General features: G+C 69.1%; 21 protein-coding genes. 19 read left to right on the top strand and 2 right to left on the bottom strand.

Annotated features, from left to right (window positions below; genetic code table 11):
* From HOQ08_RS14050 to HOQ08_RS14040, 3 genes are all read left to right on the top strand, one after another.
* Positions 1 to 1,329, top strand: a 1,329-nt coding sequence (locus HOQ08_RS14050; protein WP_291196159.1) for a UDP-glucose/GDP-mannose dehydrogenase family protein, incomplete at its 5' end; no start/stop codon positions are given.
* Positions 1,322 to 1,549 carry a SlyX family protein gene (locus HOQ08_RS14045; protein ID WP_291196157.1) on the top strand — a complete coding sequence of 76 codons (228 nt, stop codon included), beginning with the start codon at positions 1,322 to 1,324 and terminating at the stop codon, positions 1,547 to 1,549. The genes HOQ08_RS14050 and HOQ08_RS14045, both read left to right, overlap by 8 nt.
* Before the next feature lie 62 nt (positions 1,550 to 1,611).
* Complete coding sequence (locus HOQ08_RS14040; protein ID WP_291196154.1) at positions 1,612 to 2,178, top strand: DUF2058 family protein; 567 nt, start codon at positions 1,612 to 1,614, stop codon at positions 2,176 to 2,178.
* Positions 2,179 to 2,250: 72 nt separating this feature from the next.
* Here HOQ08_RS14040 and HOQ08_RS14035 read toward each other — a convergent pair whose 3' ends face one another.
* Positions 2,251 to 4,332 (bottom strand): 3-hydroxyacyl-CoA dehydrogenase NAD-binding domain-containing protein, encoded by a 2,082-nt coding sequence (locus HOQ08_RS14035; RefSeq protein WP_291196151.1) that lies wholly within the window; start codon positions 4,330 to 4,332, stop codon positions 2,251 to 2,253.
* Positions 4,333 to 4,482: 150 nt separating this feature from the next.
* Here HOQ08_RS14035 and HOQ08_RS14030 point away from each other — a divergent pair, with 150 nt between their 5' ends.
* The 11 genes from HOQ08_RS14030 (at position 4,483) to recO (ending at position 16,530) form a co-directional block, all read left to right on the top strand.
* Positions 4,483 to 4,980, top strand: a complete 498-nt coding sequence (locus HOQ08_RS14030) for a hypothetical protein (RefSeq protein WP_291196149.1) — start codon at positions 4,483 to 4,485, stop codon at positions 4,978 to 4,980.
* A gap of 10 nt (positions 4,981 to 4,990) precedes the next feature.
* Positions 4,991 to 7,534 carry an EAL domain-containing protein gene (locus HOQ08_RS14025; protein WP_291196146.1) on the top strand — a complete coding sequence of 848 codons (2,544 nt, stop codon included), beginning with the start codon at positions 4,991 to 4,993 and terminating at the stop codon, positions 7,532 to 7,534.
* A gap of 145 nt (positions 7,535 to 7,679) precedes the next feature.
* A complete protein-coding gene (gene rpoE / locus HOQ08_RS14020; RefSeq protein ID WP_291196143.1) occupies positions 7,680 to 8,276 on the top strand; it encodes an RNA polymerase sigma factor RpoE in 597 nt (198 codons plus the stop codon).
* Entirely contained in the window at positions 8,273 to 8,920 is a 648-nt protein-coding gene (locus tag HOQ08_RS14015; protein WP_291196140.1) for a sigma-E factor negative regulatory protein, read from the top strand. Before rpoE ends, HOQ08_RS14015 begins: the two co-directional genes overlap by 4 nt.
* A 112-nt stretch (positions 8,921 to 9,032) precedes the next feature.
* Positions 9,033 to 10,523 carry a DegQ family serine endoprotease gene (locus tag HOQ08_RS14010; RefSeq protein WP_291196137.1) on the top strand — a complete coding sequence of 497 codons (1,491 nt, stop codon included), beginning with the start codon at positions 9,033 to 9,035 and terminating at the stop codon, positions 10,521 to 10,523.
* A gap of 196 nt (positions 10,524 to 10,719) precedes the next feature.
* Entirely contained in the window at positions 10,720 to 12,510 is a 1,791-nt protein-coding gene (gene lepA / locus HOQ08_RS14005; RefSeq protein WP_291196134.1) for a translation elongation factor 4, read from the top strand.
* A gap of 104 nt (positions 12,511 to 12,614) precedes the next feature.
* The gene (lepB, locus tag HOQ08_RS14000) at positions 12,615 to 13,532 is read left to right on the top strand and encodes a signal peptidase I (RefSeq protein WP_291196131.1); all 918 of its coding nucleotides are present in this window, start codon (positions 12,615 to 12,617) and stop codon (positions 13,530 to 13,532) included.
* Between the two features lie 105 nt (positions 13,533 to 13,637).
* Positions 13,638 to 14,018, top strand: a complete 381-nt coding sequence (locus HOQ08_RS13995; RefSeq protein WP_291196128.1) for a DUF4845 domain-containing protein — start codon at positions 13,638 to 13,640, stop codon at positions 14,016 to 14,018.
* Between the two features lie 6 nt (positions 14,019 to 14,024).
* On the top strand, positions 14,025 to 14,684 hold the full coding sequence (gene rnc / locus HOQ08_RS13990; RefSeq protein WP_291196125.1) for a ribonuclease III: 660 nt from the start codon (positions 14,025 to 14,027) through the stop codon (positions 14,682 to 14,684).
* Positions 14,685 to 14,765: 81 nt separating this feature from the next.
* Complete coding sequence (gene era, locus HOQ08_RS13985; RefSeq protein ID WP_291196122.1) at positions 14,766 to 15,695, top strand: GTPase Era; 930 nt, start codon at positions 14,766 to 14,768, stop codon at positions 15,693 to 15,695.
* Positions 15,696 to 15,819: 124 nt separating this feature from the next.
* The gene (recO, locus tag HOQ08_RS13980; RefSeq protein ID WP_291196119.1) at positions 15,820 to 16,530 is read left to right on the top strand and encodes a DNA repair protein RecO; all 711 of its coding nucleotides are present in this window, start codon (positions 15,820 to 15,822) and stop codon (positions 16,528 to 16,530) included.
* A 59-nt stretch (positions 16,531 to 16,589) separates the two neighbouring features.
* Here the strand turns inward: recO and HOQ08_RS13975 are convergent, their stop codons facing one another.
* Complete coding sequence (locus HOQ08_RS13975) at positions 16,590 to 17,330, bottom strand: response regulator (RefSeq protein ID WP_291196116.1); 741 nt, start codon at positions 17,328 to 17,330, stop codon at positions 16,590 to 16,592.
* A gap of 45 nt (positions 17,331 to 17,375) precedes the next feature.
* Between HOQ08_RS13975 and HOQ08_RS13970 the strand changes: the two genes are divergently transcribed.
* The 5 genes from HOQ08_RS13970 to nagZ all read left to right on the top strand — a co-directional run.
* Complete coding sequence (locus tag HOQ08_RS13970) at positions 17,376 to 19,397, top strand: hypothetical protein (protein WP_291196113.1); 2,022 nt, start codon at positions 17,376 to 17,378, stop codon at positions 19,395 to 19,397.
* Between the two features lie 17 nt (positions 19,398 to 19,414).
* The gene (locus HOQ08_RS13965; protein ID WP_291196110.1) at positions 19,415 to 20,014 is read left to right on the top strand and encodes a YdbL family protein; all 600 of its coding nucleotides are present in this window, start codon (positions 19,415 to 19,417) and stop codon (positions 20,012 to 20,014) included.
* A 72-nt stretch (positions 20,015 to 20,086) separates the two neighbouring features.
* Positions 20,087 to 21,400 carry a 23S rRNA (uracil(1939)-C(5))-methyltransferase RlmD gene (gene rlmD, locus HOQ08_RS13960; protein ID WP_291196107.1) on the top strand — a complete coding sequence of 438 codons (1,314 nt, stop codon included), beginning with the start codon at positions 20,087 to 20,089 and terminating at the stop codon, positions 21,398 to 21,400.
* A gap of 223 nt (positions 21,401 to 21,623) precedes the next feature.
* On the top strand, positions 21,624 to 22,169 hold the full coding sequence (locus tag HOQ08_RS13955) for a CYTH domain-containing protein (protein ID WP_291196104.1): 546 nt from the start codon (positions 21,624 to 21,626) through the stop codon (positions 22,167 to 22,169).
* A partial coding sequence (gene nagZ / locus HOQ08_RS13950; protein WP_291196101.1) for a beta-N-acetylhexosaminidase occupies positions 22,160 to 23,045 on the top strand: 886 nt, incomplete at its 3' end. The genes HOQ08_RS13955 and nagZ, both read left to right, overlap by 10 nt.

Raw genomic sequence — 23,045 nt, 5'->3', positions numbered from 1 at the left:
GGCACCGGCTACGTCGGCCTGGTCACCGGCACCTGCCTGGCGGAGATGGGCAACCACGTGCTGTGCGTGGACGTGGACGCGGCCAAGGTCGCGCGCCTGAAGCAGGGCGAGGTGCCGATCTACGAGCCGGGCCTCGCGCCGATGGTCCAGCGCAACCACGCGGCCGGCCGGCTGGACTTCACCACCGAGGCGGCCGCCGGCATCGCCCATGGCGAGGTGATCTTCATCGCCGTGGGCACGCCGCCGGACGAGGACGGCAGCGCCGACCTGCGCTACGTGCTGGAGGTGGCGCGCAGCATCGGGCAGCACCTTGCCCGCTACGCGGTGGTGGTGAACAAGTCGACCGTGCCGGTGGGCACCGCCGACAAGGTGCGCGCCACCATCGCCCACACGCTGGCCGAGCGCGGCGCGGTGATCCCGTTCGACGTGGTCTCCAACCCCGAGTTCCTGAAGGAAGGCGACGCGGTGGAGGACTGCCTGCGCCCGGACCGCATCGTGATCGGCAGCGCCAGCGAGCGGGCGATCGGCGTGCTGCGCAAGCTGTACGCGCCGTTCAACCGCAACCACGACCGCACGGTGGTGATGGACGAGCGCTCGGCGGAGCTGACCAAGTACGCGGCCAACGCGATGCTGGCGACCAAGATCAGCTTCATGAACGAGATCGCCAACATCGCCGAGCGGGTGGGCGCGGACATCGAGCAGGTGCGCCGCGGCATCGGCGCGGACCCGCGCATCGGCTACCACTTCATCTACCCGGGCGCCGGCTACGGCGGCTCGTGCTTCCCCAAGGACGTGCAGGCGCTGGAGCGCACGGCGCGCACGGTGAAGTACGAGGCCAAGCTGCTGGGTGCGGTGGAGGCGGTCAACCACGCGCAGAAGGGCAAGCTGTTCGAGCTGATCGCGCGGCACTACGGCGGGCAGCTCGAGGGCCGGACCATCGCGCTGTGGGGCCTGGCGTTCAAGCCGAACACGGACGACATGCGCGAGGCGTCCAGCCGGCGGCTGATGGAGCAGCTGTGGGCGGCGGGGGCGAGGGTGCGGGCGTTCGACCCGGAGGCGCGCGGCGAGACCCGGCGGCTCTACGGCGAGCGGGCGGAGCTGGTGCTGTGCGAGGGCGCGTACGAGGCGCTGGAGGGCGCGGACGTGCTGGCGATCGTGACGGAGTGGAAGGCGTTCCGTGCGCCGGACTTCGCACGCATCCGCGGCATGCTGGCCGAGCCGGCGATCTTCGACGGACGCAACCTGTACGACCCGGCGCAGGTGGAGGAGGCGGGGCTGGCCTACTACGGCATCGGGCGCGGGCGGTCGCTGAGGACCAGCCATGGCTGACCTGCCCATGGCTGACTTGAATCGCCGGCTGGAAGAACTGGAGGTGCGCCTCACCTTCATCGACGACACGGTGGCCGCACTGGCCGCCGCCGACGCCGAGCAGGCGATGCGGCTGGTCGCGCTGGAGCGCGTGCTGCACGACCTTCGCGCCGAACTCGCCTCGTTGCGCACGGCGCAGGGCAGCGATCCGCACAGCGAACCGCCGCCGCCCCATTATTGATACCTTTCCAAGCCGGCATGGCATGAGCGCATGCCGGTTCAACGCAACCCGGATACCGGATCATGGCCGACTCCCTCCGTGATCAGCTGCTCAAGAGCGGCATCGTCAAGCAGGTGCGCGAAGAGCAGCGCGCGAAGCCTTCGCCGCCGCCATCGCGCGGCGCTCGTCCGCCGCAGGCCAAGGGCAAGGGCAAGCCGCAGGCGCCCTCATCGCGCCGGGACAGCGGCGAGATGGACCTTGCGAAGGCCTATGCGATCCGCGCGCAGGCCGATGCCAGCGAGCGCAAGCGTGCCGAGCAGGAGGCTGTCGAACAGGCGCGCATCAAGCGCGAGCGCAAGGCGAAGATCCAGAAATTGCTGGAAGGCCAGACCCTGAACAAGGCCGAGGCTGACCATGTGCGGCATTTCGAGTACGCCGGCAGGATTCGCCGCGTGCATGTGGACGCCGAACAACTGGCGGCGCTCAACGAGGGCCGGCTCGGCATCGTGCAGCAGAACGGGCGCTATCTGGTGGTGAGCCAGGCGATTGCCGAACAGGTGCGCGCCATCGATGCGCACCAGCTCGCGCTGCTGGTCGATCCTCAGGCGGCGGCCGCCGACGATGGCGTGCCCGACGATCTGATGTGGTGATCATGGGGTTGTCGCAACCCCATCCCCTCCCTTGAACGGAGGGGCTTCAGACGCAGGCTGCCGTCCTCCCTTTCAAGGAGAGGACTGGGATGGGACCGTGGCCGCAACTCCACCGAGCGCGGGCGAATCCCAACCTTGCTTGGGCAGGAACCGTTCGCCATGGCGCTGCGCCAGTTGGTCGAGGCGGCTCCGCACGACGGCGACGCCTTCACTGCGGATGTACTGGATCGGACCGCCGCGGAAGGGTGCGAAGCCGGTGCCGAAGATCACGCCCGCATCGAGCAGGTCGGCGTCGTCCACCACGCCGTCGGCCAGGCAGGCCACCGCCTCGTTGATCATCGGCAGGATCATGCGGTCCTGGACGTCGGGCGGGGTCGCATAGTCCGGATCGACTTCCGGCTTGACCGGCTTGCCGTCCTGCCAAACGTACAGGCCCTGGCCGTCCTTCTTGCCGCGCTTGCCGCTTTCGAGCTTGTCCTCGATGCCGGGCGGCAGTTCCAGGCCGAGGAAGGGTCCGAGCTCCTTGCCGACCGAGGCGCACACGTCCAGGCCGACGGTGTCGGCCAGTTCGATCGGTCCCATCGGCATGCCGAATGCCTTCGCCTCGCGGTCGAGCACCGGACCGGGCACGCCCTCGCTGTAAAGTCGCAGGGCTTCCAGCAGATAGGGCATCAGGATGCGGTTGACCAGGAAGCCGGGCGTGCCCTTGACCGCGACGGGCACCTTGCCCAACGCCTTGCAGAAGGCCAGTGCGCGCTTTTCGATGGCCGAGTCGAGCCGGTCGTGGCGCACCACCTCCACCAGCGGCATCTGCGCCACCGGGTTGAAGAAGTGCAGGCCCAGGAAGCGCTGCGGCGCGGCCAGGCCCTGGCGCAATTCGTCCAGCGGGATGCTGGAGGTATTGCTGGCGAGGATCTCCTGCGCCTTGAACTGCGGCTCGATGGTTGCGTAGAGCTCGCGCTTGGCCTGCGCGTTCTCGTAGATCGCCTCGATGACGAGGTCCGCGGTGGCGGCGCCCGCGCCTTCGACGTCCGCGCGCAGGCGGGTCATCGTGGCATCGACCTTGTCCGGGTTCTTGAACTTCTTCTCGCAGAAGCCGCGGGCGCGGTCCAGCGCAGGCTGGACGAATTTCATCTCGCGGTCCTGCAGGGTCACCTCGTAACCCTTGTAGGCGGCCCAGGCGGCGATGTCGCCGCCCATCACGCCGGCGCCCACCACGTGCACGCGGCGGATGCCCGGGTCGACCCCGCCCCCGGCGCCCTTGAGGCGCTCCTGCAGCAGAAACACGCGAATCAGGTTGTGCGCGGTCGGCGTCTGCGCCAGTTTCGCCACCGAGCGCGCTTCGAGCTTCAGCCGCTGCTGGATGCTGGCGCCGCCGCGCTGCCACACGTCGATCAGGGCGAACGGAGCGGGGTAGTGTTCCTTGCGCACCTTGGCGGCGGTCTGCTTGGTCACCATGGGCGCGAGGATCTGGCGTACCGGCCACCAGTTGGTGACCCACGCCTTGGCGCGCCGCGCGACCGGCCGCGCATGCGGGCGGCGCAGCAGGGCGCGGGCCTCGGCCAGCAGTTCGGCCGGCGGCGCAAGCCGGTCGACCACGCCCATCGCCAGCGCGCGTCCAGCTGACAACGCCTTGCCGGTGAGCATCACCGGCAGCGCCTCGGTCGCGCCGATCAGCCGTGGCAGGCGGGCGGTGCCGCCCCAGCCCGGATGGATGCCGAGCATCACCTCGGGCAGGCCGATCCGGGTCTTCTCGTCGTCCGCCGCGATGCGCTGGCGGCAGGCCAGGACGAGTTCCGTGCCGCCGCCCATGCAGGCGCCGTGCACGGCGGCCACGGTCGGGCAGGGGAGCCGGGCCAGCGATTCGAACACCTGTTGGCCGTGGCGGATGTTCTCCAGCACGCTGTCCTGCTCGGCGTAGCGCACGAATTCCTTGATGTCGGCGCCGACGGCGAAGCCGGAGGGCTTGCCCGAATGGACGATCACGCCGGCCGGCTTTTCGATCGCCAGCCGCTCGACGATCTGGCCGAGCTCGTCCAGCACCGCCCGGGAGATGGCATTGACGGCGCTGTCGGCGCGGTCGAGCGTCAGGGTGACGATGCCGCCGTCGTCCACGCTCGTCTTCCAGTGATTGAAGCGCAATCCTTCGAACATGGCGTTGGGAGGTGTAGCCGGGGAGCCCCGAACCATACCGCTGCGTGCGGATGAATGCGAGTTGAGCCCCCGGCGGCGGGAAGCGGGCATTTTTCCGAACGGTGACATGGCGCTATTGCGCTTCGCCCGGGACTGCGTAACGTACGCCCGATGAACACCCTGCTGGCCTCCGCCCCGCCGCCTCCGGGCATCGAGATCTTCGAGCGCATCCTGGCGGCGCCGGCCGGGTTGATCCTGCTCGAGGGCTGCGACAGCCCGGCGCTGATCGAGCAGTTCCGGGGCATTGTGCGACGCAGCGGACAGGCGGTGTACCTGTGGCAGCCGGACCTGGGGCTGGGCAACCTGGTCGAGGCCCATGCGCGCGTGCCCGGCAGCCAGCGCCTGGGCGCGGCGTTGCGCTACATGCAGCAGAGCATGCACTTCGGCGTCTACCTACTGATGGGACTGGAGCCTCCGCTGTCGGCGATGGACAGCACCCTGCTTCGCCAATTGGCCAAGCCGCCGGCCGGGCATGTGCGCCGGGTCGTGTTGCTGGATGCCTCGCCTGCGCTGGTCGACCACATGGGCGACGCGGCCTGGCGCATGAAGGGCCAGCCGGACGCGCCGCTGCGGCCGCGCCTGCGCGACGGTCGATGGCTGCTTGCCTGACGAGGCCTGCATGAGTGCCGGCATCCTGGTGGTCGCCGCCGAGCGGGACTTGCGCCGGAATGTCTTCGACGCCCTCGATGGCGCCGGCCATCCGACTATCCACACCGCCCGCGGCGTGCCGCACGCCGAACTGCTGCTGGACGGCCGTCCGCCGCTGGCGCTGGTGGACGTAGCCTTCGACGGCGACGCGATCGACGCACAAACCAGCTGCGAGCAGCTGCGGCGCATCCCCGCCTGCGCCGACACCACGATGATCGCCGTGCTGGCCGAGGGCGCCACGGTCAGGCCGGCCGAGCTGCCGAACGGAATCTCCGATTGGCTGTACGCCTCGCAGGTGGCGCTGGAACTGGTGGTGCGCTGGCGACGTTCGCGGCCGCCGGCGGTGCTGCCGTTGCAGGCCGGATCGGAGCAGCAGTACCGCTTCGCGTTCGAGGAGGACGCGAGCGAATGGCTGGTCGTCGATCCGCAGACCGAGAACGTGCTGGAAACCAGCTCCGCCGTGGCCCGGCACAGCCACCTGGAGATCGAACAACTGGCCGGACGCAGCCTGCGCGAGCTGCTGGCCTTCGAAGGCATTTCCGCCGAACACGTGCTGCAGCAGGCCGACCGGCGCTGGTACGCCTGCCAGCGGCGTTCCAGCCGTGGCGCCGACACCGGCCAGGCCAGCGCGCGCCGTATCCGCTACGGCGGACGGGAAGCCATCGCGCTGATGTTCCGCAGCGACCGCGCCGATGTTCGGGCGGAGGCGGCGCTCAGCCTGCTTTCGCGCATGTTTGCCTCGGCCAGCGGCATCGACACGCAGAAGGTCGCCGCCCGCCTGCTGGTCGACGAACTGGGTCTGGACTACCTCGCATTGTGGTCGGCGCAACCGGAGGAGGGGGCGTCCTCGCCGCACCTGCTGATCCAGCTCTGGCGCGGTGACGACCAGCCCTGGCCGGCGCCGGCCCAGCAGACCGCGTTGCGCCAGGTGCTGGACGGCAAGGCGGTGCTGCATCCGGCCGGTGCGCGCCAACTGGCCGGTGGCGACCCGCTGGTCGAACTGCTGGGCGTATCCGGCTTCGCCGGGCTGCCATTGTTCGACGAGCGACGCGCCGTACTGGGTGCCCTGCTGGTCGGCAGCCGCACGCCCTTCGGCGATGTTGGCCTGGTCGAATCGGTGCTGCGCTGCGCAGCGGCACGTTTCGGGCATGCGCTGGAACTGCGCCAGACGCGGGAGCAGGGCCGCGCGGAAGGCCTGATCGACGCGCTCACCGGCCTGCCCAATCGGCTGCTTTTCGCCGACCGCCTCGACACCATCATCCGCGAGGCCCACCGCACCGGCGAGACCTTCGCGGTGCTGTTCGTCGACCTGGACCGCTTCAAGGACATCAACGATACGCTCGGCCACGCCGCCGGCGACCAGGTGCTCAAGGCCGTCACCCACCGCCTGTGCGGCAGCGTGCGCGCATCCGACACGGTGGCCCGCTACGCCGGCGACGAGTTCATCGTCGTGTTGCGCCACATCATCAAGAACGACGACGTGCTGCGGGTGGCCGAGAAGATCGTGCAGGTGATGGAGGCGCCGTTGAAGCTCAGCGGCGAGGACGTCCCGCTGAAGGTCACCACCTCGATCGGCGTGAGCTTCTTCCCGGACGATGCCTCCGACGCCGAGACCCTGCTCAAGCACGCCGACGAGGCGATGTACGCGGCCAAGCGCCAGGGCCGCAACAACTTCCATATCTACGAGATCAGCCCCGAGCAGGCGCAGCAGCACGACGTGCTGCTCAAGACCCGCCTGCGCCACGCCGAGGGCAACGGCGAGCTGCGGGTGTTCTACCAGCCGCAGGTGGATGCCGAGAGCGAGGACATCGTCGGCATGGAGGCGCTGGTGCGCTGGGAGCATCCGGAGCTCGGGGCCATCAGTCCCGGCGTGTTCATCCCGCTGGCCGAAGAGACCGGCCTGATCGTCTCGCTCGGCGCCTGGGTGTTGCGCACCGCCTGCCGGCAGGCGCGCGACTGGGAGGACAAGTACGGCCTGAACCTGCGCCTTGGCGTCAACCTCTCGGCCATGCAGTTGATGGAGCCGGACCTGCTGGACACGGTCTCCGCCGCGCTGGAGGAAACCGGCCTGGATCCGCGCCTGCTGGAGCTGGAGGTCACCGAGAGCATCAGCATCAAGGCGGTGCCCAACCTGGTGGAGAACCTGCACGGCCTGCACCGCCTGGGCTGCCGCATCGCCATCGACGATTTCGGCACGGGCGCCGCCTCGCTGGACTACCTGCGCAAGCTGCCGGCCGACCGCATCAAGATCGACCAGAGTTTCGTGCGCAACATCGGCATCGACCCGGACGACGAGGCGATCGTGCGCGCCACCATCGAAATGGCCCATCGCCTCAAGCGCGGAGTCGTCGCCGAGGGTGTCGAGACCGAGCAGCACATGAAGTTCCTGTGCGCCAACCATTGCGACGAGCTGCAGGGCTACCTGTTCTGCCGTCCGCTGCCGCACGCCAGCTTCGACCGCCTGCTGGCCGAGCGCAAGCGCCTGTTGGCCGAGCCGCAAGCCAACGTGGCTTGAGCGGAGCGCCCGCCGGCCCCATGACGGTTGCTTCGGGCCGGCCGTCATACCCGCGTGAACTTGTGCCGCCGCGGCGTGTCTGAAGGCGGCGCGTTACCATCCGGCTGGCGCCCTGAGCGATCACGATTTGAGGAGAAAGGCCCGGATGGGCGAAAACGAACTGGATAGCGCCCTGGTCGAGCGTGTCCAAAACGGCGACAGGCGCGCCTTCGACCTGCTGGTGCGCAAGTACCAGCACAAGGTGATCGGCCTGATTTCCCGCTACGTCAACAATTACGCCGAATGCGAGGACGTGGCGCAGGAGGCGTTCGTGCGTGCCTGGCGGGCGATCGGCTCGTTCCGCGGCGACAGCGCGTTCTACACCTGGATGTACAAGATCGCCGTCAACACCGCCAAGAACCACCTCGTGGCGATGGGCCGGCGCCCGCCCACCGACGACATCGCCGCGGAGGACGCGGTGTTCCTCACCGGCGCCGAGCGCATGCAGGAGGGCGCCACGCCCGAGCGCGAGCTCTTGCGGCAGGAAATTGAACAAACCGTCTTCGGCACTGTCCAAGCGCTGCCAGAAGAGCTCCGCACCGCCATCACGCTGCGCGAGGTGGACGGATTGAGCTACGAGGAAATCGCCGAAAAGATGGGTTGTCCCATCGGCACCGTGCGTTCGCGGATTTTCCGCGCGCGCGAGGCGATCGATCAGCAACTGCGGCCGCTGCTGTCGGACCGCGAGGATCATTCGACATGACGCAAGCCCCACGTGAGGATCTTTCCGCCGGCATCGATGGCGAACTCGCCAGCGATGAAATGCGCTTCCTGCTGCGCCGGTTCGAGCACGATGCCGAACTGCGGCAGACCTGGACGCGCTATCACCTGGTGCGCGACGGGCTGCGTGGGCAGTTGCCGGCGGTGGCGTCGGCGGGCTTCGCGGCACGGATCGAACAGGCCATCGCACATGAAGCGCGGGGGCACTCCGGCCGGCGCGCGCCGCACTGGCTGCGCTGGTCGGCCGGCGGTGCGATCGCTGCCGGCGTCGCGGTGGCCGCATTGATGATTGCCCGGCCGGCGAGCGACGACGAGCATGTCGTGGCGAGTGCGGTGCAGGCCAGCCCGGCCGCCGCAATGGCGTTGTCTTCCGGGCCGACCGCGCCTGCCGCGGTGCCGCCGTGGCTCAGCGGCGACAATGCTTCGCGCTACAGCCAGCAGGCTGCCGCCACGCTGGGCGAGAGTTACGGCGAGGCGGCGATGCTGCCGTATGCGCGCAGCCTGTCGCCCTACCGCCTGCAGACGGTGCGCTCGCTCGACAGCGAAGGCGGCTATCTGCTGATGATCGATCCGCAGCCGGCGGCCGCCACCCATGCCCTGCGCCAGGCGGCTGCCGGCGCCCGATGATCTCCGACCGCGTGCCCCTCGCCGCGGCCGTCTTCCCTTTAGCTTCCGGCCGGCCCGCCTCGCGGGTCGGGCACGGTCGCGTCCCTATTGCCGCCATGTAGGAGGAATGTCCATGAACCGAATCCCCTTGCGCACCCTGGCCTGCTGCGTGCTCATGGGCCTGGCCACCGCCGGCTGTGCGCAGGCACAGGCGCCGGAGGCACAGGCGAACGCGCCGGCTCCGAAGTCCGCGCCGGTCCCCGCCGCGGCAGGCGCGAACCTGCCTGACTTCACCGGCATCGTGCAGAGGAACGCGCCGGCCGTGGTGCACGTGGAGGCCAAGTACAACGGCCAGCGCCGGCAGCCGCGCACGCAGGCCGGCATGCCGGACGACCCGCAGCTGGAGTTCTTCCGCCGCTTCTTCGGCATGCCGATGATGCCCTCGCCGGAAGAACAGGAGCACACCTCGCTGGGCTCGGGCTTCATCCTTTCCGGCGACGGCTACATCCTGACCAACAACCACGTGGTCGAGGGCGCCGATTCGGTCAGCGTGCGCCTGCAGGACCGCCGCACGCTGACTGCCAAGGTGGTCGGCACCGATCCGAACTACGACATCGCGCTACTCAAGGTCGACGCCAAGAGCCTGCCCGCGGTGGCCATCGGTGACTCGCGCACGCTCAAGCCCGGCCAGTGGGTGCTGGCGATCGGTTCGCCGTTCGGCCTGGACTACACCGTGACGCAGGGCATCGTCAGCGCCATCGGCCGCAACCTGGGCAGCGGCGACCAGCCCTACACCTCCTTCATCCAGACCGACGTGCCGATCAACCGGGGCAACTCCGGTGGCCCGCTGTTCAATCTGCAGGGCCAGGTGGTGGGCATCAACTCGCAGATCTATTCCAACACCGGCGGCTACCTGGGCGTGTCGTTCTCCATTCCGATCGACGTGGCGATGAATGCCGTGCAGCAGATCAAGGAGCATGGCTACGTCACCCGTGGGCAGTTGGGCGTGACCGTGCAGCAACTGACGCCCGACATGGTCAAGGCCTTCGGGCTCGACCGCAGCAACGGCGCGGCGGTGACCAACGTGCAGGACGGCAGCGGCGCGGCCAAGGCCGGCATCCAGGCCGGCGACGTGATCCTGGGCTACAACGGCCAGCCGATCGATTCGGCCGCCGACCTGCCGCCGCTGGTCGGCATGACCAAGCCGGGCACGAAGGTGCCGGTGGAGATCCTGCGCAACGGCAAGAAACAGACGTTGCAGGTGGCCGTCGGCGAGGCGCCGCATGGCAAGAATGGCGCGAACGGCAGCGACCGGTCGTCGGCCCAGTCCGGTTCGGCTGCGCTGGGCCTGAGCGTGCGCGAACTGGATGCCGACACCCGCCAGCAACTGGGCCTGCCCGCGGGCGAGGGCGTGGTCATCGGCGACGTCACCGGTCCGGTGGCGGCCCGAGCCGGCCTGCAGCCGGGCGACGTGATCCTGCGGGTGAACCAGCAGGCAGTCGGCAGCGTGACCGCCTTCCAGGCAGCGACGCGGAACCTCAAGTCCGGCGATACCGTGCTGCTGCTGGTGCGGCGCGGCGACCAGACGCAATTCGTGGCGTTGACCTTGCCGTCCGGAAAGTAGGCCGGTCTTCGGAGCTTGCCCATCCCCGTATCCCGAACACCTTGCCCGCCAGGCGCGGCATGGTGGCGAGGGCGGATGGGCAAGCTTGCCCGGCCGTTCGCCAGTCATTCCATGCAACAATACCGGGTTCGTATCGCCATCCCGGCGGTCCGCGGCCTGCCGTCGCGCAGCCGCGAAAGCCCGACCAGCGTATTCCATGGAACTGATCCGCAATTTCTCCATCATCGCCCACATCGACCACGGCAAGTCGACCCTGGCCGACCGCATCATCCAGATCTGCGGGGGCCTGAGCGAGCGCGAGATGGAAGCGCAGGTGCTCGACAACAACCCGATCGAGCGCGAGCGCGGCATCACCATCAAGGCGCAGTCCGTGTCGCTGCCGTACAAGGCGCGTGATGGCAAGACGTATCAGCTCAACTTCATCGACACGCCCGGACACGTGGACTTTTCCTACGAAGTGTCGCGCTCGCTGGCGGCCTGCGAGGGCGCGCTGCTGGTGGTCGACGCCGCGCAGGGCGTGGAAGCCCAGTCGGTCGCCAACTGCTACACCGCAGTGGAGCAGGGCCTGGAAGTGGTGCCGGTGCTCACCAAGATCGACCTGCCCACCGCCGACCCGGAAAAGGTCAAGGGCGAGATCGAGGCGGTGATCGGCATCCACGCGGACGATGCGGTGGCGATCAGCGCCAAGACCGGCCTCAACGTGGTCGAGGTGCTGGAGGCGATCGTTGCGCGCATCCCGCCCCCGCAGCCGCGCGACACTGATCGCCTGCAGGCGCTGATCATCGACTCCTGGTTCGACAACTATCTCGGCGTGATTTCGCTGGTGCGCGTGATGCAGGGCGAGATCAAGCCCGGCGACAAGTTGCTGGTGATGTCCACCGGGCGCGTGCACGAGGTCGACGACGTCGGCGTGTTCACGCCCAAGCGCAAGAAGCTCGACAAGCTCGGCGCCGGCGAGGTGGGCTGGATCAACGCCTCGATCAAGGACGTGCACGGCGCGCCAGTCGGCGACACGCTCACGCTGGCGGCCAAGCCGGCCGACAAGCCGCTGCCCGGCTTCCAGACCATGCAGCCGCGCGTGTTCGCCGGCCTGTTCCCGGTGTCGGCCGACGACTACCCGGCGATGCGCGAGGCGTTGGACAAGCTGCGCCTGAACGACGCTGCGCTGTTCTTCGAACCCGAGTCCTCCGAGGCGATGGGCTTTGGTTTCCGCTGCGGCTTCCTGGGCATGCTGCACATGGAGATCGTGCAGGAGCGCCTGGAGCGCGAGTACGACCTCAACCTGATCACCACCGCGCCGACGGTGGTCTACGAGGTGCTCAAGACCGACGGCACCGTGCTCGCGCTGGACAATCCCGCGAAACTGCCGCCGGTGCCGCAAATCGAGGAGGTCCGCGAACCCATCATCGTGGCCAACATCCTTACCCCGCCGGACTACATCGGCAACATCATCACCCTGTGCGAGGAAAAGCGCGGCGTGCAGCGCTCCATCCAGTACATGGCCACGCAGGTGCAGATCAGCTACGAGATGCCGCTGGCCGAAGTGGTGCTGGACTTCTTCGACCGCCTCAAGTCCGTCTCGCGCGGCTACGCCTCGATGGACTATCACCACGAGCGCTTCGAGGCCGGCCCGTTCGTGCGCGTGGACGTGCTGATCAACGGCGACCGCGTCGACGCGCTCAGCCTGATCGTCCACCGCAGCCATGCCGACCGGCGCGGCCGCGAACTGGTCGAACGCATGAAGGACCTGATCCCGCGCCAGCAGTTCGACGTGGCGATCCAGGCGGCCATCGGCGCGCAGATCATCGCCCGCTCCACGGTCAAGGCGCTGCGCAAGAACGTACTGGCCAAGTGCTACGGCGGCGACGTCAGCCGCAAGAAGAAGCTTCTGGAAAAGCAGAAGGAAGGCAAGAAGCGCATGAAGCAGGTCGGCCGCGTGGAAATCCCGCAGGAGGCCTTCCTTGCGGTGCTGAAAGTGGATAAATAGTGAGGCGGGGAACAGAGAGCGGGAAACGGGGAACGAGCAGGCCGCGGCCAGGCTCGTGCTTCCCGTTTCCCGCTCCCTGTTCCCCGCTCCCATAGGAGCCCCACATGGAATTCGATTTCTCCGCCATCCTGCTTGCCCTTACCGTGCTGTTCGGCGTGGTGTGGGGGTTGGACCGGCTGTTCTTCTACAAGCGGCGCAAGGCACGCCTGGATGCAGCCGGGGAGGCCTATCACGAGCCGATGCCGGTTGACTGGGCGCGCTCGCTGTTCCCGGTGGTGCTGGTGGTGCTGGTGCTGCGTTCGTTCGTGGCCGAGCCGTTCCGGATCCCTTCCGGCTCGATGATGCCGACGCTGGACGTGGGCGACTTCATCCTGGTCAACAAATTCGCCTACGGCCTGCGCATGCCGGCGTTCAACAACAAGTTCCTGTCCCTGGGCGAACCCAGGCGCGGGGACGTGGTGGTGTTCCGGTTCCCCGGCTACCTGTGCCAGGACGACAACGGCCAATGGGTGCGCAGCGGCGACATCAGCTGCGCCGATCCGCACGCGCCGGTGCCGAACCAGAACTGGATCAAGCGCGTGATCGGCTTGCCGGGCGACACCATCGAATCGCACGGCGACCAGTTGCTCGTCAACGGCAAGCCGGTGACCGCCGGCCTGATCGGCCCTTTCCAGGGCCGCTCCAACGGCGATGAGTCGCGGCTGATGCGCGACTACGGCGCCACCGTGTGGACCGAGCACCTGCCGCGGTCCGCCGGCGCGGGCAACATCGACCACATGATCGCCCGCATGCCGGCCTATTCGATGCCGCTGTCCATCCCCAACGACAAGGTGCCCTCCAAGGTGCCGGCCGGCTGCTACATCGTGATGGGCGACAACCGCTACAACAGCACCGACAGCCGCTGGTGGGGCTGCCTGCCGGAGCGGAACCTGGCCGGCAAGGCGTTCCTGATCTGGCTGAGCTGGAAAGGCGCCGGCAACGGCTGGATCGACTTCTCCCGCATCGGCAGGATCATCCATTGACGCAGGACGTGACGGGCGCCGCTGTAGCGCCCGTGACGCGCGCCGGGCGGCGCGCGAGAATCATGCAGACGAGGCAAGCCGCCTGGGCGGCATAGCGAGGGGACTATGAAGAGCAAGCAAGCGGGCATCACCCTGATCGGGTTCCTGATCGTCCTGGCGGTGGTGGCATTCTTCGGCTTCATGGCGATGAAGCTGGTGCCGGCCTATTCCGAGTACATGGGCGTGTCCAAGGCGATGAACCAGATCGCGACCAGCGGTACGGACGGCAAGTCGCTGGACGACATCCGCCGCGACCTGATGTTCAAGATGGGTTTCCAGTACGTGGACGACGCCACCATCCGGCCGCAGGACATCACCATCGACCGTTCCAACGCCGGCAGCGTGCTGCATGTGAGCTACGAGAAGCAGATTCCGTTCGTCTACAACATCGATTTCCTGCTGCACTTCGACAAGAGCGTGCTGTTGCGGGGCAATGTGGCGCTCTGACCGCACGTGAAGCTGGATTACCGTTTCCGCGATCCATCGCTCGCCGAGCTGGCCCTGACCCACCGCAGCGTAGGCCGGCCCAACAACGAGCGGCTGGAATTCCTGGGCGATGCGCTGCTCGGCGCGATCGTCGCGGAGATGCTCTACGAGGCGCACCCGCGTGCCAGCGAAGGCGAGCTTTCCCGGCTGCGCGCACAGCTGGTCAATGGCCTGGCGCTGGCGGTGCTCGCGCGCGAGCTGGAACTGGGCGACGGGCTCAAGCTCGGGCCCGGTGAACTGAAAAGCGGCGGCCATCGGCGCGATTCGATCCTGGCCGACGCGTTCGAGGCGCTGGTCGCTGCGGTCTATCTCGATGGCGGCTTTCCCCACTGCCGCGACATGGTCCGCGGCCTGTTCGCTCAGCGCGTGGCGGACCTGCCCAAATCCTCCAAGGACGCCAAGACGCGCCTGCAGGAGTGGCTGCAGGCGCGCGGCCTGCCGCTGCCGGTCTACCAGCTGACCGGCAGCCAGGGCGACGACCACGCCAAGATCTTCGACGTCGCCTGCAGCATCGCCGAACCGGCGCCGCTGCAGGTCCATGCCAGCGGCCCCAGCCGCCGCGCGGCCGAGCAGGAGGCCGCCGAAATGGTGCTCGGCCACCTGGCCGCACCGCTGCCGCCCGCCTGAACCTTCCCTTCCTGCTTCGTCGCTGGCGCCGTGGGCGCAGCGGCGCCATGCTTTGTCCCCCGCCAGCCAGGCTCCATCCCCATGAATGATTCCATCGAAGCTGCCGGCGAGTTGCCGCACGAGGACTTCCGCTGCGGCGCGGTCGCGCTGGTCGGCCGCCCGAACGTCGGCAAGTCGACCTTGCTCAACGCGCTGATCGGCTTCCGACTGTCGATCGTCAGCCCGCGCCCGCAGACCACCCGCCACCGCATCCTGGGCATCGCCACCAGCGAGGCGGGGCAGGTGATGTACGTGGACACGCCGGGCCTGCACCGCGGCGCCAAGCGCGCCATGAACCGCAGCCTCAACCGTGCCGCGCGCACCGCGATGGCGGAAGTGGACCTGGCCGTGCAGCTGATCGAGGCCGGCCGCTGGACCGATGAGGACGAAGCGCTTTACGCCGCCCTGGTCGAGCAGAACGTGCCGCGCCTGCTCGCCATCAACAAGGTGGACCTGGCCAAGGACAAGGGGGCGCTGCTGCCGTTCGTCGCCGAACTGGCGGCGCACCACCATTTCGAGGACATCCACTACGTCAGCGCCCTCAAGCAGAAGGGCCTGAAGGAACTGGAGCGGGCGATCCTGGAACGCCTGCCGGTCCGCCCGCCGGTGTTCGGCGAGGACGAAATCACCGACCGCAGCGAGCGTTTCCTCGCCGCCGAGATGGTGCGCGAACAGCTGATGCTCCGGCTCGACCAGGAGCTGCCGTATGCCACCACGGTCGAGATCGAGCAGTTCAAGGACCGCGACGACGGCGTGGCCGAGATCCATGCGGTGATCTGGGTCGAGCGCGAGGGCCAGAAGGCGATCGTGATCGGGCAAGGCGGCGCCCAGCTCAAGGCCATCGGCAGCGCCGCCCGCCGCCACATGGAGCGACTGTTCGAGCGCAAGGTCTTCCTCAAGCTGTGGGTGAAGGTACGCGAAGGCTGGGTGGACGACGAGGCGATGCTGAAGAAGCTCGGGTATACCGATTGAGGCCGGTAGCGGGGCCTTGGGAACGGGAACATAAGGCTGGCGCGGGTGCGTCGCTGGCGCGCTGACCCTTCCCGGCTGAAGATCAGCCACCCGTCATCCATTCCCCGTTTCGTCCCAGACGCCCATGCTCTTCGACCAGCAGCCCGCTTATGTCCTGCACTCGCGGCCCTACCGCGAAACGTCGCTGCTGCTCGAATGCCTCACCCGCGACCATGGCCGGCTGGGCGTGGTCGCGCGTGGCGTGCGGCGCGAACGTGCGCGGCTGCAACGCGCCCAGCTCGAGCCGTTCCAGCCGCTGGCCATGGATCTGCTGCTGCGCGGCGAGCTGGCGACCCTGCGTGGCGCCGAGCCGGCCGGCATGCCGCTGCGGCTGGCCGGGGACGCCGGCCTGGCGGGGCTCTACCTCAATGAACTGGTGGTGCGCCTCACCGGCCGCCAGGACCCGCAACCGGACCTGTTCGATGCCTATGCGCGCACGCTGGCGCGGCTGGCCGTGCCCGGCACGCTGGCCTGGCAACTGCGCCGCTTCGAGCGCGACCTGCTGGCGGCGATCGGCTATGCGCTGCAACTGGAATATGAAGCCGACAGCGGCGAGCCGCTCGCACCGGACCGCTGGTACCGCTACCAGGCCGAGCACGGCCCGGTGGCATGTCCGGCGGGCGCGCAACGGGCGGTGCTCGGCGAGCATCTGCTGGCGCTGGCCGCGGACCGGTGTCCCGATGCCGTCGGCCTGGCGGCGCTGCGGCGCCTGATGCGCGAGACCATCCGCTTCCACCTGGGCGGCGGCGAACTGCATGCCTGGCGCGTGCTGGCCGCGGCGATGTCACGCCGCTAGCCGTTGCCGACGGCGGACGTTCCAGCGGATCCCCGGACGTTCGCCCTCCCGGCCGCTCTTCAGCGGTTCAGTACCGCCAGCGTCGCGATCAGCGCGCGACGAAACCGTTCCAGCGCCCCTTCGGCCACCGAACCGTCAGCTTCCACCTGCCGCTGCAAGTGCGCCGCCTGCGCCGACAGTGCCGGCGCGCCGCAGAAGCCGCAGGCCGAGCGCAGGCGGTGCAGCCGCTCGACCAGTCGGGGCGGCTCGGTGCAGAAGCGGTCGAGCTCCTGCAGCAAGGCCGCCAGCTCCTCGCGCAACAGGCTGCGCAGGGCTCGCATGGTCGTGGCGTCGCCACTGCTGGCCAGCCCGGCCGCATCGTCCAGCAGCGGCGCATGCCGCCCGCTGCTGCGGGCCAGCGCCATCAGCGGGCGCAGCGCATCCAGTTCGCAGGGTTTGAGCAGGACCTGGCTGAAACCGGCGGCCAGCAGTTGCCGGCGGTCCTCGGGCGAGAGCTCGGCGCTGGTGGCTACCGCCAACGCATCGGCCGAGCGCGCCTGGGCATCGGCGCGCAAGGCGGCAAGCACGTCGCGTGCGCCGGCACCGGGCATGCGGCAATCGAGCAGCAGCAGGTCGAAGGTTTCGATGGTCGCCTGCGCCAGCGCCACCTGGCCGTCGGCGCATTCGTGCACCTGTGCACCCAGCGCACGCAGGCCTTCGCCGAGGAAACGACGGCTGGCGGCATCGTCGTCGGCCACCAGCACATAGGGAAGGGGAAGAATCGGTGCAGGCGCGTGGCGCAAAGGGGCGGCTGTAGGCATGACGCAATCCGTGTCGTTCAGCTGTCTTTGGCAAAATGATGGCACATGCTTCCCCGATTTCGCCGCCTGCTGCCGTGCCTGTGCCTGCTGTTCGCCACGGCATGGGCCGTGCCGGCCCGCGCGGACGTCGACCTGACGGCCAGGGCGATCGCCGCGCCCGGCGTGCAGCTGCAGCAGGTGAGCCTGCATGTGGGCGACGATGGCAAGGGCGGGCTGTCGCTCAGGCTGCACGCGGCTCGGGCGGATATCCCGGCGATGGGCTGGCGCCGCGTGGGGCTGGATCTGGAAGGGGCGCTCTCGCGCGACGTGCAGATGCGCTGGTTGCTGGACGGTACGCTCGCGCTACGCGGCGCGCCGGGCAATGCGCTCGGCAACGCGGACGTGCATCTGGCCGTCGATGCCCGCGCCAACACCCTGCAGGCCGACATCACGCAGGCGAAGGCGCGCGCCAGCGCCTGGGTCCCGCTGGACCAGACCAGCCACGCGCAGATCACCCTCAAGAACCTGCCGGCCAACTGGCTGGCTGGGCTGCTCGGCACGGTCTGGTCGGGCCGGCCTACCGGTGGCCGGCTGGATGCGGAACTGGCGCTGGACGTGCATGACAACGGCGTCCAGTCCTCCGGCGAGTTCAGCCTGGCCGGCGTCGGTTTCGATACGCCCGCGGGCACGCTGGCCGGACAGGGCGTGAACGGCAACGGGCGGCTGGGCATCGACACGCAGGGCGGGCTGGCGCGGATGACCCTGGATGCCACCCTGCGCGGTGGCGAGCTGCTGCTGGGCCCGGTCTACGCGAAGCTGCCCGCGCATCCGGTGCAGCTGAACCTCGCCGCGACCGCTGGCGGCGGCGTGCTGGACATCGGCCGGCTGCGCGTGAACGACCCGGATGCGCTGCAACTGGACGGTGCGCTCGGCTTCGGCCCCAGGGGCAACCTGGAGAAGCTGCGCTTCGAGCGCTTCCAGGCGCGCTTTCCTGCCGCCTACGAGCGCTACGGTTCGGCCTGGCTGGACACGATGGGCCTGCACGACGTGCGGACGACCGGCGCCCTGAGCGGCAACCTGGACCTGCGCGTCGACGGTCCGCACGGTTTCGCCTTCGCCGCCGATCACCTGGGCCTGGCGACCGCTGACGGACGCCTGGCGATCGACGACCTCAACGGCGGCCTGGACTGGTCCGCGCAGTCGGATCGCCCGGCCACGCTGCTGGGCTGGCGCGGCCTGCAGCTGTATCGCCTGCCCTTGGGCAGGGCACAGGCGCAATGGCGAAGCCAGGGCGGCGTCCTTGCGCTGACCCAGCCGCTCGCCATGGCGCTGTTCGGCGGCACGGTGCGGGTAGGCGAGTTGGACTGGCGCCCGGCCGCCGCCAAGGGGCAGCGCCTTTCGACCTCGCTGGCCGTCACCGGCGTGGACATGGCTGCCTTCAGCAAGGCGATGGGCTGGCCGCAGTTTCCCGGCACGCTGGGCGGCGCGATTCCCTCGCTGCGCTGGGTGGACGACACCGTGGAGCTGGCCGGCGGCCTGTCGGTCAACGTGTTCGACGGCTTCATCGACATCACCCGGCTTGCGCTGGCGCAGCCGCTCGGCCCCAGCCCGGTGCTGGCCGCGGACATCAGCCTGCGCCAGTTGGACCTGGCCGCGGTCACCAGCGTGTTCGACTTCGGCAGCATCACCGGACCGCTCAATGGGAGCATCGGCAACTTGCGCCTGGTCGGCTGGAAGCCGGTGGCGTTCGACGCGCACCTGCTTGCCGACCAGGGCGGACGGATCAGCCAGCGCGCCGTCAACAACCTCACTTCCGTGGGTGGAGGCGGCATTGCCGCCGGCCTGCAGGGTGCGGTGCTGAAGCTGTTCAAGACCTTCGGCTACAAGCGGATCGGCCTGAACTGCACCTTGTCCGGCACCGTCTGCCACATGAGCGGACTGGAGAATAGCGGCGACGGTTACACTATCGTCGACGGCAGCGGCCTGCCGCACCTGGAGGTCGTCGGCCACCAGCACGAGGTCGACTGGCCCACCCTGGTGAACCGCCTGAAGGCGGCCACCGAAGGCGGCGGCCCGCAGATACGCTGATCCCACAGGAGCCCATCATGCGCAAGCTCGTCTATGTCCTGCTGACCACGATGCTGGTGGCCCTGGTCGGTTGCGTCACGATCAACGTGTACTTTCCCGAGGCCGCTGCGCAGAAGGCCGCCGACCGCTTCATCGGCACGGTGATCGACCAGGGAGCCCCGCCCGCCCGGAACGCCAAGCCCGCGCCGCAGACGCAGGAGCCTGCGCAGCCCTCGGCGATGCTGCTCGACCTGCTGGTGCCCGCCGCCGAGGCTGCGCAGACGCCCGACATCCGCGTGCAGACACCCGCCGCCGAGGCGATCCGCGGGCGCATGCAGGCGCGCTTCGGCGGCACGCTCAAGGCGCTGCTCGATGCGGGCGCCGTCGGCTTCGGCCGCGACGGCCTGGTCGCCGTGCGCGATGCGGGCAAGATCCCGCTCAGCCAGCGCGCACAGGCCTCCGCCGCGGTGGCCGACGAGAACAACGACCGCAATGCGCTGTACCACGAGATCGCGCGTGCCAATGGCCATCCGGAGTGGGAGCCGCAGATCCGCGAGACCTTCGCCAAGGGCTGGATCGAGCGCGCGCATGCCGGCTGGTATTATCAGGACGCCGCGGGCGCCTGGAAGCAGAAGTAGGCCGCCCATTCCTCACAAGCTTGATGCTGCGCCCGGGTCGCCCGATCCGGGCGCAGGCGTTTTACGAGTGCCATGAAAGAATTCGAAGCCACCATCACCGACCTGGCCCATGACGGCCGCGGCGTCGCCCGCATCGACGGCAAGACCGTGTTCGTGAGCGGGGCGCTGCTGGGCGAGCAGGTGCGCCTCGGCATCCGCAAGCGCCATCGCAATTTCGACGAGGCGCAGACGCTGGAGGTGCTCGAGCGCTCGCCGCACCGCGTCGAGCCGCGTTGCGCCCATTTCGGCCAGTGCGGTGGCTGCTCGCTGCAGCACATGGATGCGCCGGCGCAGATCCAGGCCAAGCAGCGCGTGCTGTCGGACAACTTTGCGCGCATCGGCAAGGTCGAGCCGGCGCGCTGGCTCGAGCCGCTCACCGACGCACCCTGGGGCTACCGGCGCAAGGGCCGGCTGTCGGTGCGCTCGGTGGCGAAGAAGGGCCGCGTGCTGGTGGGCTTTCGCGAGGAGGCCAACCCACGCTTCGTGGCCGACATCACCCATTGCGACGTGGTGCACCCGGCGCTGGGCGAACGGATCGGCCTGCTGGCGCAATTGGTCGGCAGCATGGACGCGGCCGACGACATTCCGCAGATCGAGTTCGCCGCCGGCGACGACACCATCGCCCTGGTGTTCCGTCACCTGAAGTCGCTGAGCGAGCGCGACACGCAGGCATTGGTCACCTTCGGCCAGGCGCATGGCTTTGCGATCTACCTGCAGCCAGGCGGCGTCAGCAGCGTGCATCCGCTGTGGCCCGAGCAGCCGCGGCTCACCTTCCGGCTGCCGGTGGGCGAGGGCGTGGCCGACGTCGAGCTGGAATTCCAGCCGCTGGATTTCGTGCAGGTCAACGCCGGCATGAACCGGCGCATGCTGGCGCGCACGATGGAATTGCTCGATCCGCAGCCGGCCGATCGCGTGCTCGACCTGTTCTGCGGCCTGGGCAACTTCACCCTGCCGATCGCGCGGCGCGTGGCCGAGGTGGCCGGCGTCGAGGGCGAGCACGGCCTGGTCGAGCGCGCCGCCGCCAATGCGGCGCGCAACGGCATCGCCAACGCGCAGTTCCATGTCGCCAACCTGTTCGAGGACCAGCGCGGCACCGCCTGGGCGCGCGCGTCGTGGGACAAGATCCTGCTCGACCCGCCGCGCGCCGGCGCCGAGCAGGTGCTGGACTATCTGCCCCGCAAGGGCACCGACCGCCTCGTTTACGTCTCCTGCCACCCCGCTTCGCTCGCGCGCGATGCCGGCCTGCTGGTGCACCGCCACGGCTTCCGGCTCGCGGCCGCCGGCGTGATGGACATGTTCCCGCACACTGCGCACGTCGAATCCATCGCCCTGTTCGAACGCCGCTGAGTCGCGCGAAAGAGCTGCTTCTCCCCGGCACAGGCCAGGGGAGAGGGCTGGGGAGAGGGGAAGGTCCTTGCTTCGGTTTTGGCGGGCATCCCCGCGGGTCGGCACCTCACCCAAACCTCTCCTCGGAGGGATCGAGGTTTTGCAGGGGCACATCAAAAACCCTCAGGCGCGGCGATCACGACCGACCACGCTATGCTTTCCGTTCCTTTGATGAAACCCGGCCATGGCCACTGAGATCGAACGCAAATTCCTGTTGGGTAACGAACGCTGGCGCCAGGCCATCGTGCGCAGCGAGCGGATCGCACAGGGCTATTTGGTCGGCGCCAGGGCGCTGCACGAGGGCCTGGCGCACGCCTCGGTGCGGGTGCGCCGGGCAGGCGAGCAGGCATGGCTGAACATCAAGAGCGCCACGCTCGGCATCGAACGAGCCGAATTCGAATACGCGCTGCCACTGGCCGATGCCGAGGCGATGCTCGCCTCCCTGTGCGATGGCGTGCTGGAGAAAGTCCGCCACCACGTCGACGTCGACGGCACGCTGTTCGAGATCGACGAGTTCCTTGGCGACAACGCCGGCCTGGTGGTGGCCGAGGTCGAGCTGCCTGCCGTGGATGCAGGCTTCCCTCGCCCAGCCTGGCTGGGCCGCGAGGTCAGCTCGCTGGCGCGCTACTACAACGTCAACCTTATCGCGCATCCGTTCGCCCGCTGGTCGGACGCGGAGCGCGCCGCTGCCGATGCAAGCGATAGCACGGGAGCGCCGGCATGCTGCTGATCGGCCTGGCCGGACTGGAGCTGGAACCGCGCGAGCGCGACTGGCTGCGGCAGCCAGGCGTCGCCGGCGTGATCCTGTTCGCGCGCAACTACGCCAGCCGCGAGCAGTTGGCCGCGCTGACCGAGTCCATCCGCGAGGCGGGTAGCGATCAGCTGCTGGTGGCGGTCGACCAGGAAGGCGGTCCGGTGCAGCGTTTCCGCGAAGGCTTCACCCGGCTGCCGGCACTTTCGAAGATCGGCGCGGCCTATGCCTTCGGCCCCGAGAACGCCGTGCGCCTCGCCGAGGAACACGCCTGGGTGATGGCCAGCGAACTGCGCGCCTGCGGCGTGGACTTCAGCTTCGCTCCGGTCGTGGACCTGGCCCGCGGCAGCGCCGCGATCGGCCCGCGCGCCTTCCACGACGATCCGGCGATCGCCGGCGAACTGGCCCAGGCCTACGTGCGCGGCATGCACCTGGGCGGCATGGCCGCGGTGCTCAAGCATTTCCCCGGCCACGGCTCGGTGGCCGCCGACACGCACAAGGCGCAGGCGATCGACCCCCGGCCGCTGGAAACCATCCGCGAAGCCGACCTGCGCCCGTTCGCCGAAGCGATCGAGGCGCATGCCGAAGCGGTGATGATGGCGCACGTGATCTATCCGGCGGTCGACGATCGGCCGGCGGGTTTCTCGCGCAGGTGGATCGAGGGCATCCTCCGTGGCGAGCTGGGCTTTGCCGGTGTCGTCATAAGCGACGACATCAGCATGGCCGCCGCCGGCGCCGCGGGCGGCGTGGGCGCGCGCGTCAAGGCACATCTGGCCGCCGGGTGCGACCTCGTGCTGGCCTGCTTCCCGGAGGTGGTGGACGAGGCGATCGGCGCGCTGCCGCCGCTGCCCGACC

This window comes from Frateuria sp., assembly GCF_013362045.1.
GTDB lineage: Bacteria > Pseudomonadota > Gammaproteobacteria > Xanthomonadales > Rhodanobacteraceae > Frateuria_A.
The sequence above is the reverse complement of the archived record's forward strand: the minus strand, read 5'-3'. Positions and strand labels throughout refer to the sequence as shown.